This window comes from Arsukibacterium perlucidum DSM 18276 (assembly GCF_000382165.1).
GTDB classification, from domain to species: Bacteria; Pseudomonadota; Gammaproteobacteria; order Enterobacterales; family Alteromonadaceae; genus Alishewanella; species Alishewanella perlucidum.
The window spans coordinates 14,966-31,514 of sequence record NZ_KB907706.1; the positions used below are offsets into that span (position 1 = coordinate 14,966).

Annotated in this window: 15 protein-coding genes; 12 read left to right on the forward strand and 3 right to left on the reverse strand. The window is 47.4% G+C overall.

Going from position 1 to position 16,549, the window contains the following annotated elements; translation table 11 throughout:
- Window positions 1-24: 24 nt before the first annotated feature.
- The 3 genes from pgeF (at window position 25) to pssA (ending at window position 4,515) form a co-directional block, all read left to right on the forward strand.
- Window positions 25-777, forward strand: coding sequence for a peptidoglycan editing factor PgeF (gene pgeF / locus H141_RS0106070; RefSeq protein ID WP_157610788.1), 753 nt, complete (start codon window positions 25-27; stop codon window positions 775-777).
- A gap of 127 nt (window positions 778-904) precedes the next feature.
- Window positions 905-3,478, forward strand: a complete 2,574-nt coding sequence (clpB, locus tag H141_RS0106075; protein ID WP_019675356.1) for an ATP-dependent chaperone ClpB — start codon at window positions 905-907, stop codon at window positions 3,476-3,478.
- Window positions 3,479-3,678: 200 nt separating this feature from the next.
- Complete coding sequence (gene pssA / locus H141_RS0106080) at window positions 3,679-4,515, forward strand: CDP-diacylglycerol--serine O-phosphatidyltransferase (protein WP_019675357.1); 837 nt, start codon at window positions 3,679-3,681, stop codon at window positions 4,513-4,515.
- A gap of 68 nt (window positions 4,516-4,583) precedes the next feature.
- Here pssA and H141_RS0106085 read toward each other — a convergent pair whose 3' ends face one another.
- Window positions 4,584-6,128: a methyl-accepting chemotaxis protein gene (locus tag H141_RS0106085; protein WP_019675358.1), complete on the reverse strand. Its 1,545-nt coding sequence runs from the start codon at window positions 6,126-6,128 to the stop codon at window positions 4,584-4,586.
- Between the two features lie 216 nt (window positions 6,129-6,344).
- Here H141_RS0106085 and gshA point away from each other — a divergent pair, with 216 nt between their 5' ends.
- Complete coding sequence (gene gshA / locus H141_RS0106095) at window positions 6,345-7,931, forward strand: glutamate--cysteine ligase (protein WP_019675360.1); 1,587 nt, start codon at window positions 6,345-6,347, stop codon at window positions 7,929-7,931.
- Between the two features lie 138 nt (window positions 7,932-8,069).
- Entirely contained in the window at window positions 8,070-8,708 is a 639-nt protein-coding gene (locus tag H141_RS0106100; RefSeq protein ID WP_019675361.1) for a transglycosylase SLT domain-containing protein, read from the forward strand.
- Between the two features lie 41 nt (window positions 8,709-8,749).
- Here the strand turns inward: H141_RS0106100 and H141_RS0106105 are convergent, their stop codons facing one another.
- Entirely contained in the window at window positions 8,750-10,033 is a 1,284-nt protein-coding gene (locus tag H141_RS0106105) for an HlyC/CorC family transporter (RefSeq protein WP_019675362.1), read from the reverse strand.
- Window positions 10,034-10,114: 81 nt separating this feature from the next.
- A complete protein-coding gene (locus H141_RS0106110) occupies window positions 10,115-10,924 on the reverse strand; it encodes a cytochrome C assembly family protein (RefSeq protein ID WP_019675363.1) in 810 nt (269 codons plus the stop codon).
- Between the two features lie 167 nt (window positions 10,925-11,091).
- Between H141_RS0106110 and ffh the strand changes: the two genes are divergently transcribed.
- The 7 genes from ffh to H141_RS0106150 all read left to right on the forward strand — a co-directional run bounded on the left by ffh (window position 11,092) and on the right by H141_RS0106150 (window position 16,545).
- Complete coding sequence (ffh, locus tag H141_RS0106115) at window positions 11,092-12,459, forward strand: signal recognition particle protein (RefSeq protein ID WP_019675364.1); 1,368 nt, start codon at window positions 11,092-11,094, stop codon at window positions 12,457-12,459.
- A gap of 136 nt (window positions 12,460-12,595) precedes the next feature.
- On the forward strand, window positions 12,596-12,847 hold the full coding sequence (gene rpsP / locus H141_RS0106120; RefSeq protein ID WP_026349270.1) for a 30S ribosomal protein S16: 252 nt from the start codon (window positions 12,596-12,598) through the stop codon (window positions 12,845-12,847).
- A gap of 27 nt (window positions 12,848-12,874) precedes the next feature.
- On the forward strand, window positions 12,875-13,411 hold the full coding sequence (gene rimM, locus H141_RS0106125) for a ribosome maturation factor RimM (protein WP_019675366.1): 537 nt from the start codon (window positions 12,875-12,877) through the stop codon (window positions 13,409-13,411).
- Window positions 13,411-14,187: a tRNA (guanosine(37)-N1)-methyltransferase TrmD gene (trmD, locus tag H141_RS0106130; protein WP_019675367.1), complete on the forward strand. Its 777-nt coding sequence runs from the start codon at window positions 13,411-13,413 to the stop codon at window positions 14,185-14,187. Before rimM ends, trmD begins: the two co-directional genes overlap by 1 nt.
- A gap of 22 nt (window positions 14,188-14,209) precedes the next feature.
- Complete coding sequence (rplS, locus tag H141_RS0106135) at window positions 14,210-14,569, forward strand: 50S ribosomal protein L19 (RefSeq protein WP_019675368.1); 360 nt, start codon at window positions 14,210-14,212, stop codon at window positions 14,567-14,569.
- A 143-nt stretch (window positions 14,570-14,712) separates the two neighbouring features.
- Window positions 14,713-15,246: a DNA-J related domain-containing protein gene (locus H141_RS0106145; RefSeq protein WP_019675370.1), complete on the forward strand. Its 534-nt coding sequence runs from the start codon at window positions 14,713-14,715 to the stop codon at window positions 15,244-15,246.
- A 240-nt stretch (window positions 15,247-15,486) separates the two neighbouring features.
- Window positions 15,487-16,545 (forward strand): 3-deoxy-7-phosphoheptulonate synthase, encoded by a 1,059-nt coding sequence (locus H141_RS0106150; protein ID WP_019675371.1) that lies wholly within the window; start codon window positions 15,487-15,489, stop codon window positions 16,543-16,545.
- Window positions 16,546-16,549 lie beyond the last annotated feature (4 nt).

Here is a 16,549-nt window from a genome sequence, read left to right on the forward strand (position 1 = left end):
GACTCTTTCCCGGAGAAGCCTGCGTTGAGGACTCCTGTTCGGGCAAAGCCTGAGTTGATAACTCCTGCCTGGCCGGCGCCTGCCAACGTGAAGGCTGTCAGCTCTACCCGGGCAGGGGGCTGTTCAACCGGGCCTTACTATAGTCTGAATTTAGGCAATCATGTTGGTGATGATGCAGCGGCAGTAAGTCACAACCGCCAGCTGTTTCATGCTAAGGCTGCAATGCCAGCGCAACCCGTTTGGCTTAATCAAACTCATAGCAGCCGCTGTATTACCCTTACCCAGACAGTCACTGACGATATTAATGCCGATGCCAGCTTTAGCCGCCGGTCAGGGCTTATATGCACGGTAATGACTGCTGACTGTCTACCGCTATTGCTTTGTAATAAAGAGGGCACTGAAGTGGCGGCTGTGCATGCTGGCTGGCGGGGCTTATGTGATGGCGTGATAGAAAATACTTTGCAGTTGTTCAGTCAACCGGCAGATTGCCTCGCATGGCTGGGGCCTGCTATCAGCCAACAGGCTTTTGAAGTGGGTCCTGAAGTGCGCACTGCCTTTATCCGGCAGGATCCTACTGCGAGCAGCGCTTTTATTGCAGCTAAACAGGATAAATGGCTGGCAGATTTGTATTTGCTGGCGCGTCAGCGCCTGGCGCACTGCGGTGTAACAGCTGTTTATGGTGGAGCGCTCTGTACCTATCAGCAAGCAGCAGATTTTTTCTCCTATCGCCGCGATGGCCAAACGGGCCGGATGGCCACTGCTATCTGGTTGGAGTAGCACGCCAGCTCCCTACAACTAAGATGTTTTTCTGATCTAAGTCAAATTTTTGACGTTTGTTGCTTGATATTTGCCCAACATCACCCAATCTTACTACACATCTAGGTTACATGATGTGGAGCTAAGCATGCGTTTAGACAAATTTACCAGTAAATTCCAGGAAGCGATTGCCGATGCGCAATCATTGGCGCTGGGGCGTGATCAGCAGTTTATCGAGCCGGTGCATTTAATGTTCGCCCTGTTGAATCAGGAAGGCGGCACTGTGCGTGATTTACTCAACAAAATCGCGATTAATTTTAATGAGCTACGAGCCAAAGTCAGTAAAGCGATTGAGCATTTGCCTCGGGTAGAAGGCGAGGGTACCAATTTACAATTGTCTGCGGCAACTGCCCAGCTGTTGCAGCAATGCGATAAATTTGCCCAGAAACGCAAAGATCAGTTTATTTCCAGTGAATTGTTTGTGCTGGCTGCTACCGAAGATAAAACTGAACTTGGCAATATTCTGCGCCTGCTTGGTGTCTCTAAAGACAAAGTAAACGCTGCAATTGACGATATCCGGGCTGGCCAGAATGTGGATGACCCTAATGCTGAAGACAGTCGTCAGGCATTAACTAAATATACTATCGATCTTACTGCCCGTGCTGAAGCAGGTAAGCTTGATCCGGTAATTGGCCGCGATGAAGAAATTCGTCGTTGTATTCAGGTATTACAACGTCGTACAAAAAATAATCCGGTGTTAATTGGTGAGCCTGGTGTGGGTAAAACCGCCATTGTTGAAGGGTTGGCACTGCGGATAATTAATAAAGAAGTGCCTGAGGGCCTTAAGAACAAACGGGTGTTATCACTGGATATGGGCTCTTTACTGGCAGGTGCCAAATACCGTGGCGAATTTGAAGAGCGCTTAAAAGCAGTATTAAATGAGCTGGCTAAAGAAGAAGGCCAGGTGATTTTGTTTATTGACGAAATTCATACCATGGTTGGTGCCGGCAAGGCAGAAGGCGCCATGGATGCCGGCAATATGTTGAAACCCGCGCTGGCCCGCGGTGAATTGCATTGCCTGGGGGCCACTACCTTAGACGAGTATCGTAAATATATTGAAAAAGATGCGGCGCTTGAGCGGCGTTTTCAAAAAGTATTGGTTGAAGAGCCCAGTGTCGAGGATACCATTGCCATTTTGCGAGGCTTAAAAGAGCGTTATGAATTACACCATGCTGTTGAAATTACCGATCCGGCTATCGTTGCTGCGGCGACGTTATCGCACCGTTATGTCAGTGACAGACAGCTACCGGACAAAGCAATAGATTTAATCGACGAAGCAGCTTCCAGCATCCGGATGCAGATGGATTCGAAACCAGAAGAACTGGATCGGCTGGAACGGCGGATCATCCAGCTAAAACTGGAAGATAATGCTCTGGCCAAAGAGTCAGACGAGGGCAGTAAAAAGCGCCGGGATATTATTCAGGAGCAAATTCAGGAGCTTGATGTAAATTATAATGAGCTGGATGAGGTATGGGAGTCTGAAAAAGCCGCCTTGCAAGGTACCCAGAATATTAAAGCTGAGTTGGAGCAGGCAAGGCTCGACTTAGAAGTTGCCCGCCGGGTGAGTGATCTGCAGCGGATGTCAGAGCTGCAGTACGGCCGTATTCCTGAGCTGGAAAAACGGCTTGATTTAGCCAGTCAGGCTGAAATGCAGGAGATGACCTTACTGCGCCATAAAGTCACCGAGCAGGAAATTGCTGATGTACTGTCCAAAGCAACCGGTATTCCGGTAAGTAAAATGCTCGAAGGTGAGCGCGATAAGTTGCTTCGGATGGAAGATGCACTGCATGGTACTGTGGTTGGCCAGCACGAGGCAGTTACCGCAGTGGCTAACGCTATCCGCCGCTCGCGGGCAGGCCTGGCTGATCCTAACAAACCTATTGGCTCTTTCCTGTTTCTGGGGCCAACCGGGGTAGGTAAAACCGAGCTAACCAAGTCACTGGCACAGTTTTTATTCGACAGCCCTGATGCCATGGTCCGGATAGATATGTCAGAGTTTATGGAAAAACATGCCGTTTCAAGGCTGGTCGGTGCACCTCCTGGCTATGTTGGCTATGAGGAAGGCGGCTATTTAACTGAAGCGGTTCGCCGGAAGCCTTACTCGGTGATCCTGTTGGATGAGGTAGAGAAAGCCCACCCGGATGTATTTAATATTCTGCTGCAAGTGCTGGATGATGGCCGGTTAACTGATGGCCAGGGCCGGACTGTCGATTTTAAAAACAGCGTTATTATTATGACGTCCAACCTGGGATCAGACCTGATTCAGGAGCATTATCAGGAATACAGCTATCAGCAAATGAAAGATATGTTGATGGGAGTACTAAGCAAACAGTTCCGGCCGGAGTTTTTAAACAGGTTAGATGAGGCCGTGGTGTTTCATCCGCTGGATACCAGCCAGATTAAGAAAATTGCCCGTATTCAACTGGGCAGGCTGGAGAAACGCTTGCAGGATCGCCAGTTCGAGCTGGAAGTAACCGAGGCCGCACTGGAAAAACTGGCTGCAGTGGGTTTTGATCCTCTATTTGGTGCCAGGCCGTTAAAGCGTGCTATTCAACAACATCTGGAAAACCCGTTAGCCCAGACCTTGTTGCAGGGCACTATGATACCCGGAGCAACGATTAAAGTTGATCATGATGGCGAGCAGTTTGTTATTAGCAGCTAAGCTGCGCGTTAACACTCAAATATTGGTAGTAACAGGATAATAGCTGCCGGGGGGCTGAAATCCCTCGGTAGCTATTTTTATTTTTGTTGTACAAAGTCAGTTGAGTAGCGGCTGGCAGTGCAGCAACTTTTGCCGTTTACCTATCCATGTTAAGGTAAGTCCCTTATAATCTACTTATTACTAACCAGAATAGATGTGTTATGACTGATTCAAAAAGTACAGACTCAAGCCCACGTAAAGGCATTTATCTGCTGCCAAACCTGCTGACAACAGGTGGTTTATTTGCAGGTTTTTTTGCAATTGTTTCATCGATGAATGGCCGGTTTGAAGCCGCAGCTGTCGCCATTTTTATTGCGATGATCTTCGATGGCCTGGATGGTAGGGTTGCCCGGCTGACTAATACTCAGAGTGAGTTTGGTGCCCAGTACGATAGTATGTCAGATATGCTGTCATTTGGCGTTGCACCTGCATTGGTGGCTTACAACTGGGGTCTGGCTGATTTAGGTAAATTTGGCTGGCTGGCTGCATTTGTTTTTGTGGCTTGCGCAGCGCTGCGCCTGGCACGCTTTAATGCGAACCTGAGTGTTACCGATGGCCGGTTTTTCCAGGGGTTAGCCAGTCCGGCTGCAGCGGCAATCATTGCCGGTATGGTGTGGACCGGATCTATTTACGAAATAAATGGTGACAAAATTGGCTATCTGGTTGGTTTGCTTACTATTGTTACCGGCTTGCTGATGGTAAGCAACTTTCGCTATCATTCATTTAAAGATGTTAACTGGCGCGATCGGGTATCGTTTCTTGCGATATTATGTGTGGTGTTAGTGTTTGTGGTTATCGCTGCCCGTCCGGCAGAAATGCTGTTTGGTATCTTCTTTATTTATGCCTGCTCTGGGCCGGTTACGACTATACGCAGTGTGCGCAAGTTAAAGCTGGAGCATGTAGTTGGTGATACTAATGATGCTGATTTCGCGGATGATTTGCAGGAACGTAATGATGCAGTAAAAGTTGACGAGCCTGATAACGAACCCAGGCCGTAACGCTATTTTTCTAACTGATACTCTCCAGCTAACAATGCCGTTACTTCAAAAGTAACGGCATTGGTTTATCAGCCAAAACTCTTGTTCAAACTTCTGATTTCGACAGCCTTCTGTTGTAATTGCTGACTGTTTTCAGCAACGATTTTTATATTGGCCAGATTGCTATCTGCAATACTCTGAATAGCACCGACATTAGCTTCAACATCCTGAGCTACTGCGCCTTGCTGGGTAGCCGCTGTGGCTATCTGGCCAGAGAGGCTGGTAATGGTATTCATCATGCTGACAATCTCTGCAAGTTGCGCCTGGCTTTGTTTGGTTTGATTAACAGACAACTCCGTTTGCTCTTTACTTTGTTGCATCACTTTGCCCCAGCTCAGCAGCGTTTGCTGAATTTCAGCAATAGATAATTTAATTTGTTCTGTCGCTTTATGGGTGCGGGTTGATAAGGCTCTTACTTCATCCGCGACTACTGCAAAGCCACGGCCATGCTCGCCAGCCCTGGCCGCTTCAATTGCGGCGTTAAGTGCCAGTAAATTGGTTTGATCGGCGATACCCTGAATTTCAGTCATCACGGTGCCAATTCGCTCGGCTTCCGTTGCCAGGCTATCAGCAGTATTGGCCGCGCCGCTAACTTCTAAAGCGAATTGCTGGACGGTGCTGGCAGTTTGCTGCATGGCTTGTTTGGCAGCTTCACAAATTGCATGAGTGGCAGCCACATGCTGGTTTGTATCAACAGTACGGCTGGCGATATCCTGCACGGTGGCGTTCAGTTGATGAATAGCAGTAGCGATGCCGATTAGTTGCTGCTTTTGCTTAGCTACACCTTGTTCGGTTAGTTTCACCGCCTCCGTCTGGCTTTCGGCAATATGACTTAGGGCAGTAGTACTGTCCAGGGTACGGCCCAGTACTGTTCTTAAGCGAGCCTGCAACATCTTATTGTGGAAATCGGCAATACCAAATGGGCCAAAGCCGGAATAAATCCAGCGGGAAACGCTATCAAACTGCTGTTTCTGCAGCTGTAACTTATTGGGAATAACCAGTAATTCGTCATAGAAACAGAGTAGAAAAATTAACGGTAACAGGGTTGCTAGTAAAAATGCCGACCCGAAAAACCAGCTACCTGCTGCAATAACGGTAACCGACAACAATACTGCCAGCAGCCGTTTAGCGCCGAAATTGCTACGCCAATCAGAAGGTATTCTACCTGCCAGCATCGCCGGGTAACTTAATTCAGCCCGTTTGACAGTCTGACTATCGGGTTTAACCCTTACTGACTGGTAGCCAACCAGTTTATCTTGCTGAAATATTGGTGTGATAAAAGCATCGACCCAATAGTAGCGGCCATCCTTACAAAGGTTTTTTACAATGCCGCGCCAGGATTCTCCCTTCTTAAGTTTTTGCCATAAGTCGGCAAAGGCCGCTGCTGGCATATCAGGATGGCGAACGATATTATGATTTTTACCGACTAATTCATCATTGCTATAGCCAGCAATTTTACAGAAGGCGTCGTTGGCATAAGTGACAACGCCACGTAAGTCGGTAGTGGATACCAGCTCTTCGCTGGCGGAGTAGCTTACTTCTTCGTTGATCAGGTGGCTGTTACGACGCTTCATGCTGCTCCAGTTAGGGTTTAAGGACTATGCGTTCAATACTACTGTAAATCATAGTTTATTTCAGCAAACTCACCTGCACATTAAGGCTATTTGAGCGCACAGTCGCTACAAAGAGATTGTTGAATTTACTTCTGCGCGGTAAATTAGCAGTAATGCTTGAGATTTTGACGTTGCCACCCCATGTTGGATGGCACAATTTAAAAGTAAGGGTCCCACTTGGCTGATATTCTGCAACATCGCCTGCATGCGCTGGCTTCCGATCAAAATAAAGATGCTGTAGTCGGGATAAAGCGGGGGATTGAGCGCGAAACTCTGCGAATTAATAGCAATGGTAGTCTTGCCCTGACGCCACATCCTGCCAGCCTGGGGTCTGCATTAACCCATCCGTGGATTACCACTGACTTTTCAGAGTCGCTGCTTGAGTTTATTACTCCGGCCAGCGACAGTATTGATACCACCCTGGCTCAATTAGCAGATATTCACCGTTATACGGTGAAGCAACTGGGAGCAGAAGGGCTCTGGCCAGCCAGTATGCCGTGCTTTATTGATAAGGAAACCACTATTCCATTGGCACAATATGGTAATTCAAATGTTGGCCGGATGAAGACGTTATACCGCAAAGGGCTGCACAACCGTTACGGTAGTATGATGCAGGCTATTAGTGGGGTACATTATAATTTTTCGCTACCACAAAGCTTCTGGCGGCTCTATCAGCAGCAACTCGGTGACCAGAGCACTTTGCAAGACTTTATTTCAGAGCAATATCTGGCGCTTATTCGCAATTACAAACGCTATGCCTGGCTTATCGTTTATTTGTTTGGCGCATCGCCGGCCATGTGTCAATCGTTTCTGGCCGGGCGTAGTTCACGTTATCCTTTCCAGCAACTGGGTAAAGGCACACTGTATTTACCCTACGCCACGTCATTGCGGATGAGCGATTTAGGTTATACCAACAGTGCTCAGTCCAGCCTCAGTATTACTTACAATAGTCTGCCGGAATACATTGCCGGTTTGCATAGCGCGGTTAGTCAGCCATCGGCTGAGTATCAGGATATTGGTGTAAAGAAAAATGGTGAATACCAACAACTGAATGGCAATGTACTGCAGATTGAAAATGAATTTTATTCGACTATCCGGCCAAAGCGCACAACTGAGTCGGGTGAGCGGCCTACCTGTGCTCTAGCTAAACGTGGGGTTGAGTATATTGAAGTAAGGGCGCTGGATGTTAATCCCTTTAGTAGTATTGGCATTAATGCTGAGCAAATGCGTTTACTCGATATCTTTTTGCTTTACTGTTTATTACAGGACAGCCCACCACTTTCTGATGAGCAACAAACGATAACCGAACAGAATCTGCGAAAGGTTGTTACCGATGGCCGGCGTATTAACCTTGAACTAATGCAAGATGGTAACAACAGGCTAATGTTGGACTGGGCTGAACAAATATTCGCCGACATGATGCCAATAGCTAACTGGCTTGATTCTGCTTATCAGGGCACAGCGTATCAGGCGGCGTTAAAACAGTACTACCTGTGTTTACTGGATCCGGCGCAGACCTTTTCAGGCAAACTATTAAACCAGTTGCTTGCTGATCAACAGGACAATGGTCATTTTATGCTGGCAAAAGCCGAACAGTATCGGGCAGAGCTACTTAATGAACAGTATCAGTTCTACAATGCCGAAGATTTTGCTAGGGCAGCAACGGAGTCGGTGCAAAAACAGCAGCAAATTGAGGCAGCCGATACTCTGAGTTTTGACCAGTACATTTCTGAATATTTTGCGGAAGTGCCGGCCTGCAGTTAATTGCTGAGAGTATCTGAAAAAACTTGAAAAAAATCATCATAAAAAAAAGCGGCTGCCTGATGGCAGCCGTTAAAAGGAGAATCCAGGGAAAAACAAAAAACTTGGTTTGCATCCTTGCACACTGTTAGAATCAGGCTGATGAGTAAAGTTCAAATTAACAATAAATACTTTAAAAATGCAGTTGCACTGACATTAGCTGTGGTGCTTGTCGGCTGTAGCACTCCCCCCCCGCAGAACACCTCTGATATATGCGACATTTTCCGGGAAAACCGTTCCTGGTATAAAGCAGCGGCAGCCGCCAGCGATAAATGGGGGATGCCAATAGCGTTGCCCATGAGTATTATGTACCAGGAAAGCAGCTTTAAACATAACGCCAGGCCGCCGATGCGCTGGTTTCTGGGCTTTATTCCTTATGGCCGTGCCAGTTCAGCTTATGGCTATTCTCAGGCCAAAACGGTTACCTGGGATGAATATGTCAAAGAAGCAGATAGGTTCTGGGCCAGTCGTGACGATTTTGCCGATGCTATCGACTTTATGGGTTGGTACATCGATAAAACGCACCGTCTGAATAAGGTGTCGAAGTGGGACGGTTACAACCAATACCTGAATTACCATGAAGGCTGGGGCGGATACCGGCGCGGTAGTTACAAAAAAAAAGCCTGGCTTTTGACGGTAGCCCGTCGGGTGGATGATCGGGCAAAGATATACAGTGCGCAACTGAAAAAGTGTGAAAAAGATTTGCAGCGTGGTTGGTTACGACGGCTGCTCTTTGATTAACGCTGCTGGCAAATATAGTTCTAATGGTGTCCAGAATTAATTTACAGGTTTTTCAGCATGGATTTTTTCGGACTAATCAGCAGCCGGACACTTTTAATCATATTGTCCTGTACATCTACAATTTCCATCGGGTAGCCCGCCAGTTTAACGCTTAACCGGCCCTGTGGAATTTCTTCCAGATACTCCAGAATTAAACCATTCAGGGTTTTCGGGCCATCTGTAGGCAGGGCCATTTTCATTTCCCGGTTTAAATCCCGTAAGTTGATACTGCCATCTATCAAAAATGTGCCGTCGGGCTGAGCCAGGATATCTTCGTTGGTATCTTCAGCAATGTCGGTGGTAAATTCGCCTACCACCTCTTCTAAAATATCAGCCAGGGTAACCAGACCCTGAATATCACCATATTCATCTACCACCAGACCAATCCGGTCCTTGGCACCCTGAAATTTTAATAGTTGAGTATTAAGCGGTGTGCCTTCCGGGATAAAATATATCTCACTGGCAGCCCGCAATAGCGATGCTTTGGTCAGTTGCTCTTTAATCAGCAGGCGCATCAGTTCACGGGGGTGAACAAAACCAATAGCATCGTCAATATTATCCCGGTAAAGCAAAATGCGGCTATATTGGAAGTTAGCCAGCTGCCGTTCGATATCTTTCCATTCGTCATTAATATCGATGCCGACAATCTCATTACGCGGGATCATAATATCTTCAACGGTGGCATTTTCCAGATCGAGCACTCCCACCAGCATATTCTGATGCTGCTCAGGGATCAGCGCCCCGGCTTCATACACCACGGTACGCAACTCTTCTGCACTTAAACTATTGCCCTGGTGCTTTTCCGGACTAACACCAAGTAAGTTAAGCAAACCATTGGTTACTTTGTTCAGGGCCCAGACAAACGGATAGAAAATCTTCAACAAAACAGATAACACTGCTGAGGTTGGCAGCGCCACTTTTTCAGGGTGTAACGCTGCTAAGGTCTTTGGCGTGACTTCAGCGAAGATTAAAATAACAACAGTCAGTACAATTGGCGCAATTGCAACGCCATAGTCGCCATAAAGCCTGACACCTATAATGGTCGCCACTGTTGAGGCGAAAATGTTGACCAGATTGTTACCTATCAGAATCAGGCCGATTAAGCGGTCAGGGCGCTTTAATAAGCGGCTAACCCGCAAGGCAGCTTTATTTTTGGCATTTGTCAGGTGTTTAAGGCGGTAAGGGTTAACAGACATCATGCCTGTTTCAGAGCCTGAAAAATAAGCAGAAAGTACAATAAGCACGCCTAGAATTATAAACAGCGTACTGGTCGATATGTCGTCCAAAAGCTAAATACCTTTATTGCCAAACATCAATTTGCATCTTAACAGCAGATTAGCGCCAGGCGCCATCAAAAACCATTAAAATCAGCCCAAGCGGTCAATTATCACTTCTTTGACAAAACGGCTGCCAAAATAGGCCAGAGTAAGCAGGCTGGTACCAATTAACATTAAGGTAATAGCGGTTCTGCCGCGCCAGCCTTTGCGGGCATGGCCCCAGCATAAACTAGCAAAAACCAGAAATGCCAAAGTACTGAGTATGGTTTTATGCAGGTTGGCGTTGCCTAACCAATTTTCAATAAATACCACGCCAATAGCTAACGCAATGCCGAGTAACACAGTGCCGGCCATTAGCAACCGAAACTGAATAGTTTCTGCCTGCATTAAAGGCGGTAAATACTGACTTACCGGCGTAAAGTCTTTTTGTTTTAACTTAGTGCTGATGTAACTGACCTGAAAAGAGTACAACGTTGCCATGGTAAGCACCACATAAGCCAGGAAAGCCAGGGAAATATGAACCAGCAGGCTGATGTCTTGTTCAAAGTGCTGTAGCTGCAAGTCCTGAGGTACCAGTAGAGTGGCAATTTGTATTAGCGCTGCAAAGCCATACACCACCGGCAGCAGCAATATAGTAGGCGTGCGTAATGCAGTTACCGTTACTGCAACAGTAACCAGCCAGCACACCAGAGAACTGACATTAATTAAACTAAAGTTCTGGCCGGCAGGTGTAAACAGGGTTTGAGTCAGGGCCAGCATGTGTAATACCAGCCCAAGGATCCCGGCACTGAACATTAATTTAAAATGCGGACCTTTTGGATGAAATAACCTCATTAACACTGAGCCTGTTGCCAGTAAATAGGCAGCTAATGCGAATAATGGAAGCAGTCCGGTCATCATCAACAATCCTGTAATTCAGTTAGTTGGCTATTGTATGGTAACTATTTACTAATGCCCAGTAGTTATGGCTTAGAGTTAGTGCTGGTAACTTTAGCATGTGATAAGCGGCTGACGTAACTGGCCGGCTGCGTTATAATCGGCGCAATAGTTGAAAACGGGTAATAAAAATGTTTGAGAACCTGTCGGATCGGTTAAGTAAAACCTTAAAAAATATCAGCGGCCGCGGCCGGCTGACTGAAGACAATATAAAAGAGACCTTACGCGAAGTGCGGATGGCGCTGTTAGAAGCAGACGTTGCCTTGCCAGTAGTACGTGACTTCGTTGCTAATGTTAAAGAGCGTTCTGTCGGCCTGGAAGTAAGTAAAAGCCTGACTCCGGGCCAGGAATTTCTGAAAATTGTCCGTCAAGCCTTAGAGGAGGCGATGGGCGAGGCCAACGAAGAGCTGGCGCTGAACACTCAGCCTCCGGCAGTCGTCTTGATGGCTGGTTTACAGGGTGCCGGTAAAACTACCTCTGTCGCGAAACTGGCAAAATTTTTAAAAGAACGCAAAAAGAAGAAAGTGCTGGTGGTATCGGCTGATATTTACCGGCCAGCTGCTATTAAACAATTGGAAACACTGGCCGCTGATGTAGGGGTGGAATTTTTCCCCAGCGACTTAACTCAGCAACCAGTAGCAATCGTTAACGCGGCTATTGCCCACGCCCGCACCCGGATGTTCGATGTGCTGCTGGTCGATACCGCAGGTCGTTTGCATGTCGACAGTGACATGATGAACGAGATCAAGGCGCTGCATGCTGCGGTTAAACCGATAGAAACGCTGTTCGTGGTTGATGCGATGACTGGCCAGGATGCGGCTAACACCGCTAAGGCGTTTAATGAAGCATTGCCACTAACCGGGGTGATTTTAACTAAGGCCGATGGTGATGCCCGTGGCGGTGCGGCGCTATCTATTCGTCATATTACCGGTAAGCCGATTAAATTTATTGGTACTGGCGAAAAAACTGATGCATTAGAGCCCTTTCACCCTGATCGGATTGCCTCGCGTATTTTAGGTATGGGCGATGTGCTCAGCTTAATTGAAGATCTGGAACAAAAAGTCGATAAAGACAAAGCGGCAAAGATGGCCCAGAAGATGATGAAAGGCAAAGGCTTTTCATTGGAAGATTTTCGGGATCAGCTGGTGCAGATGCGTGGTATGGGCGGCATGATGTCATTAATGGATAAATTGCCCGGTATGAAAAACTTACCTGCTGGTGCTGCCAGCCAGCTGGACGAAAAACAATTTGTCCGGATGGAAGCTATTATTAACTCGATGACCCCAAAAGAGCGCAATTACCCTGACCTTATTAAAGGCTCACGCAAAAAGCGGATCGCGGCGGGCTCTGGTTGTCAGGTGCAGGATATTAATAAGTTGCTGAAACAATTTATGCAAATGCAGAAAATGATGAAGCAGATGTCTGGCAAGGGCGGCTTGATGAAAATGATGCGTGGTATGGGCGGCAAACTGCCGCCGGGTATGTTGCCGCCACGCTGAACCGGCTGACGGACCTGCTGTAAAGCCTGAAATGCCTTGCATTTGCAGCAAAAATCCGTACAATGCAGCAGCCCTTCAGTCTGACTGGGGGCTTTATTATTTTTTAAAACCTGAACGATTATTTTTAGAGGACGGTATGGTAACTATTCGTTTACAACGTGGTGGCGCGAAAAAGCGTCCATTTTACCAAGTTGTGGTAGCGGACAGCCGTTTTGCTCGTGACGGCCGCTTTATTGAGCGCGTGGGTTTCTTTAACCCAATCGCTGGCGGTACTGAAGAGAAACTGCGTCTGGACCTGGAGCGTGTTGATCACTGGGTAGCACAAGGTGCTGCATTAAGTGACCGCGTTGCAAACCTGGTAAAAACCGCTAAGAAAGCAGCTGCTTAATTAGCAATTTGGTGTGGAGTAGTAACCTTGAGTGACAAAGACGACAAAGACTTAGTTGTCCTTGGTAAGTTTGGTGCCGTATACGGCATTAATGGCTGGCTTAAGGTAGTTGCTTACACCGATATCCCGGAAGGGATTTTTGACTACACACCCTGGCAAATTAAATTGCAGGGTAACTGGCAACCAGTGCAGGTTTCAAGCTGGAAGCGCCATAGTAATGGCCTGATAGCGAAACTGGACGGCATCAGTGACCGTGATATTGCCCAGCGTTATGTTAACGCTGAAATAGCGGTAACTGCGCAGACGCTACCTTCATTAGAAGATGGCGATTACTACTGGAAAGACCTGATGGGTCTGGCAGTAGTAAACGAAGCGGGTTATCACTTAGGTGAAGTATCGGACATGATGGAAACTGGCTCGAACGACGTTATCGTTGTCAAAGCTAACCGGACGGATGCATTTGGTAAAAAAGAGCGTTTGTTGCCGTTTTTAACCGATACAGTGGTAAAAAGCGTCAACCTGGCTGAAAAGCGAATTATTGTTGACTGGGACCCGGCGTTTTAATGCAGGAAAACACTAAACTCTGGCTTGGCGTAGTAACGTTATTTCCTGAGATGTTTGATGCAATAACGCAATATGGGGTAACCGGCCGGGCAGTAAAGCAGGGCATTATGCAGTTACAGTGCTTTAACCCGCGGGATTTTACCACGGACAAGCATCGTACCGTTGATGACCGGCCTTATGGTGGCGGCCCGGGCATGTTAATGATGGTTCAGCCTCTGACCGAAGCAATTCGGGCGGCAAAACAGGCCGCAGGAGGCACGGTTCACACCATTTACTTATCGCCGCAAGGCCGTAAGTTAGATCAGCAAGGTGTGGCTGAGCTGGCCGCGCACGACAAGCTACTATTAGTAGCTGGCCGTTACGAAGGCATTGATGAGCGCGTAATTGAAAGCGAAATTGACGAAGAATGGTCAGTGGGTGATTACGTGTTAAGTGGGGGCGAGTTGCCGGCGATGACACTGATTGATGCAGTATCTCGTTTAGTACCTGGGGTACTTGGGCACGACTTATCCGCAGCGCAGGATTCATTTTCTGATGGTTTGCTGGACTGTCCGCATTATACCCGGCCTGAGGTGTTAGCCAATAAACAGGTGCCGTCAGTTTTGCTGAGCGGTAACCACGAAGAAATCAGACGCTGGCGTTTGAAACAGGCTCTTGGTAGAACCTGGTTAAGACGGCCAGATATATTAAAACCCCTGGCTCTGACTAAGGAGCAACGCAAATTACTGGCTGAGTTTCAACAGGAACACCAGGCGTTGCAGCAGCAAGATAGTTAATTCCAGGTAAAGTGAGATTGTTATGAGCAAAGTTAGCCAAAACATCATCAAACAACTTGAAGATGAACAATTAAAGCAAGACGTTCCTGCGTTCGCGCCGGGCGACACTGTTGTAGTTCAGGTTAAAGTAACAGAAGGCGACAAAAGCCGTCTGCAGGCTTTTGAAGGCGTAGTTATCGCTAAGCGTAACCGCGGTCTGCATTCAGCCTTCACCGTCCGTAAAATTTCTAATGGCGAAGGTGTTGAGCGTGTATTCCAGACGCACAGCCCGCTGGTAGATAGCATCACCGTTAAACGTCGTGGTGCGGTTCGCCGTGCTAAGCTTTACTACTTACGCGATCGTTCAGGTAAATCAGCGCGTATCCGCGAAAAGCTTAACTAAGCAACCCGTAAAGGCCGGCATATGCCGGCCTTTTTCTTATGCCGCTTACTCAATCGCCACTCACTGAACCGGTATTACAGCTGTTAAAAAATCAGCTGGCGAGTTTGATCCATTCGGCAATGCCTTAGATCAGCAGTCAAAGCGTGACCGAGCAGTATTTAATGTCCCGTCTGGGATTAAAACTGAGTACTGACAACGAACTCAGCCCCGATTTGCAACGCTTTCAGCAACATTTTGTGCTGTATCATTTGTTGTATCAGTTGCAAACTGAGTGGCTGGTTACCGGTGAGGGGTTTCTGAATATTGGCCTGGCAAAGGTCACTTTACTTAAAGCAGAGCTCACCGACACCAGCCTGCTGGCAGAGGGAAGCGACAATACAAGCCGCCGCGATTATTATCTTAACTGGCAAAATTTTTATGCCATGAGCGAGCAACTACTGGACGACTACCTGCAGCAATTTTGGCAGTTTTACAGTAAGGACTCAGTCGTTAAATATCAGCTGACCGCCTCCCAGGCTGAGAAATTACTGCAACTTACCCCAGGGTTTAGTCTTTCGCAGCTGAAAAAAGCGTATCGCAGCCAGGCGCTGTTATGTCATCCCGATCGCGCAGAGGGCAACTCAGCTAAATTTATTCAAATCCGCCAGGCTTATCAGTTACTACTGCGGCTATTCTAAATCAGGCATAAATCGTACTAATTAGTTTACGGTTTTTTCATGGTTGTAAATTATCAATTATTCCGTATTTATTGGCCTGTAATGGGTTGACGCTCCCTGCTTAGATCTTTAGTATGCACAAATCGTATTTAATTAATTACGTGCTGTTCATTTAAGTTTACATCAAAGCGTCAGACCAGTTACTGCGTCGTTTTTATCTATGCTTAAACGCCAGCACATAAGCACCCCAGCGGAGTTAGCATGAGCCAGATTGTCGATGATTTAAGAATAGTGGCGACAAAGCCACTAAGCCCACCAGCAGTAATGAAAAAAGCCCTGCCTTTATCAGAGCAGGGAGCCGATTTTGTCGCCCGGGCCCGGGCTGATATTGCCAATATTGTGCATGGCCGCGATAAACGACTGTTGGTGGTAACCGGGCCCTGTTCTATTCACGATCCGGTAGCGGCGATTGAATACGCCACTAAGTTAAAAGCGCTGCAGCAACAATATATCGACAGTTTATATATTGTTATGCGGGTGTATTTCGAGAAACCGCGGACCACCGTTGGCTGGAAAGGTTTTATCAACGATCCGCACCTGGACGATTCATTCGATCTGGAAACCGGTTTAACCTGGGGCCGAGAGCTGTTGTTAAAAATGGTGGAAATGGAACTGCCAACTGCGACTGAGGCACTTGATCCGATCAGCCCGCAATATTTATCCGACTTAATCAGCTGGGCAGCGATCGGCGCCCGTACCGTTGAGTCGCAAACCCACCGTGAAATGGCCAGTGGCTTATCGATGCCGGTTGGCTTTAAAAATGGCACAGATGGTAACTTAAATGTCGCCTTGAATGGTCTGCAATCGGCAGCCAGTGGCCATAGCTTTATCGGCATTAATCAGCGTGGTGAAGTCAGTTTAGTGCAAACTGCCGGCAACCCGGATGGCCATATTATTTTGCGTGGTGGGGTAAAGCCTAATTATGACGCTGATAGTATTAACGCTGCTTTGGCAGAGCTGGATAAACTTAATTTGCCGCACGGTATAGTAGTGGATTGCAGCCATGGTAATTCCAATAAAGATCATAATCGCCAACCGGCGGTGGCAGAAGCTGTGTTATCGCAGCGATTGGCAGGCACCGAAGCGATTATTGGCATTATGCTGGAGAGCCATTTGTTTGGCGGCCGTCAGAATTTAACTAATGGCAAGGCTGAGCATTATGGCATGTCGGTAACTGATGCTTGCATTGACTGGGATACTACTGCACAGCTGCTGGCCAGTTTGCATCAGCAGATGCAAAGTTTGGTGGCAGCAGCCTAGCATG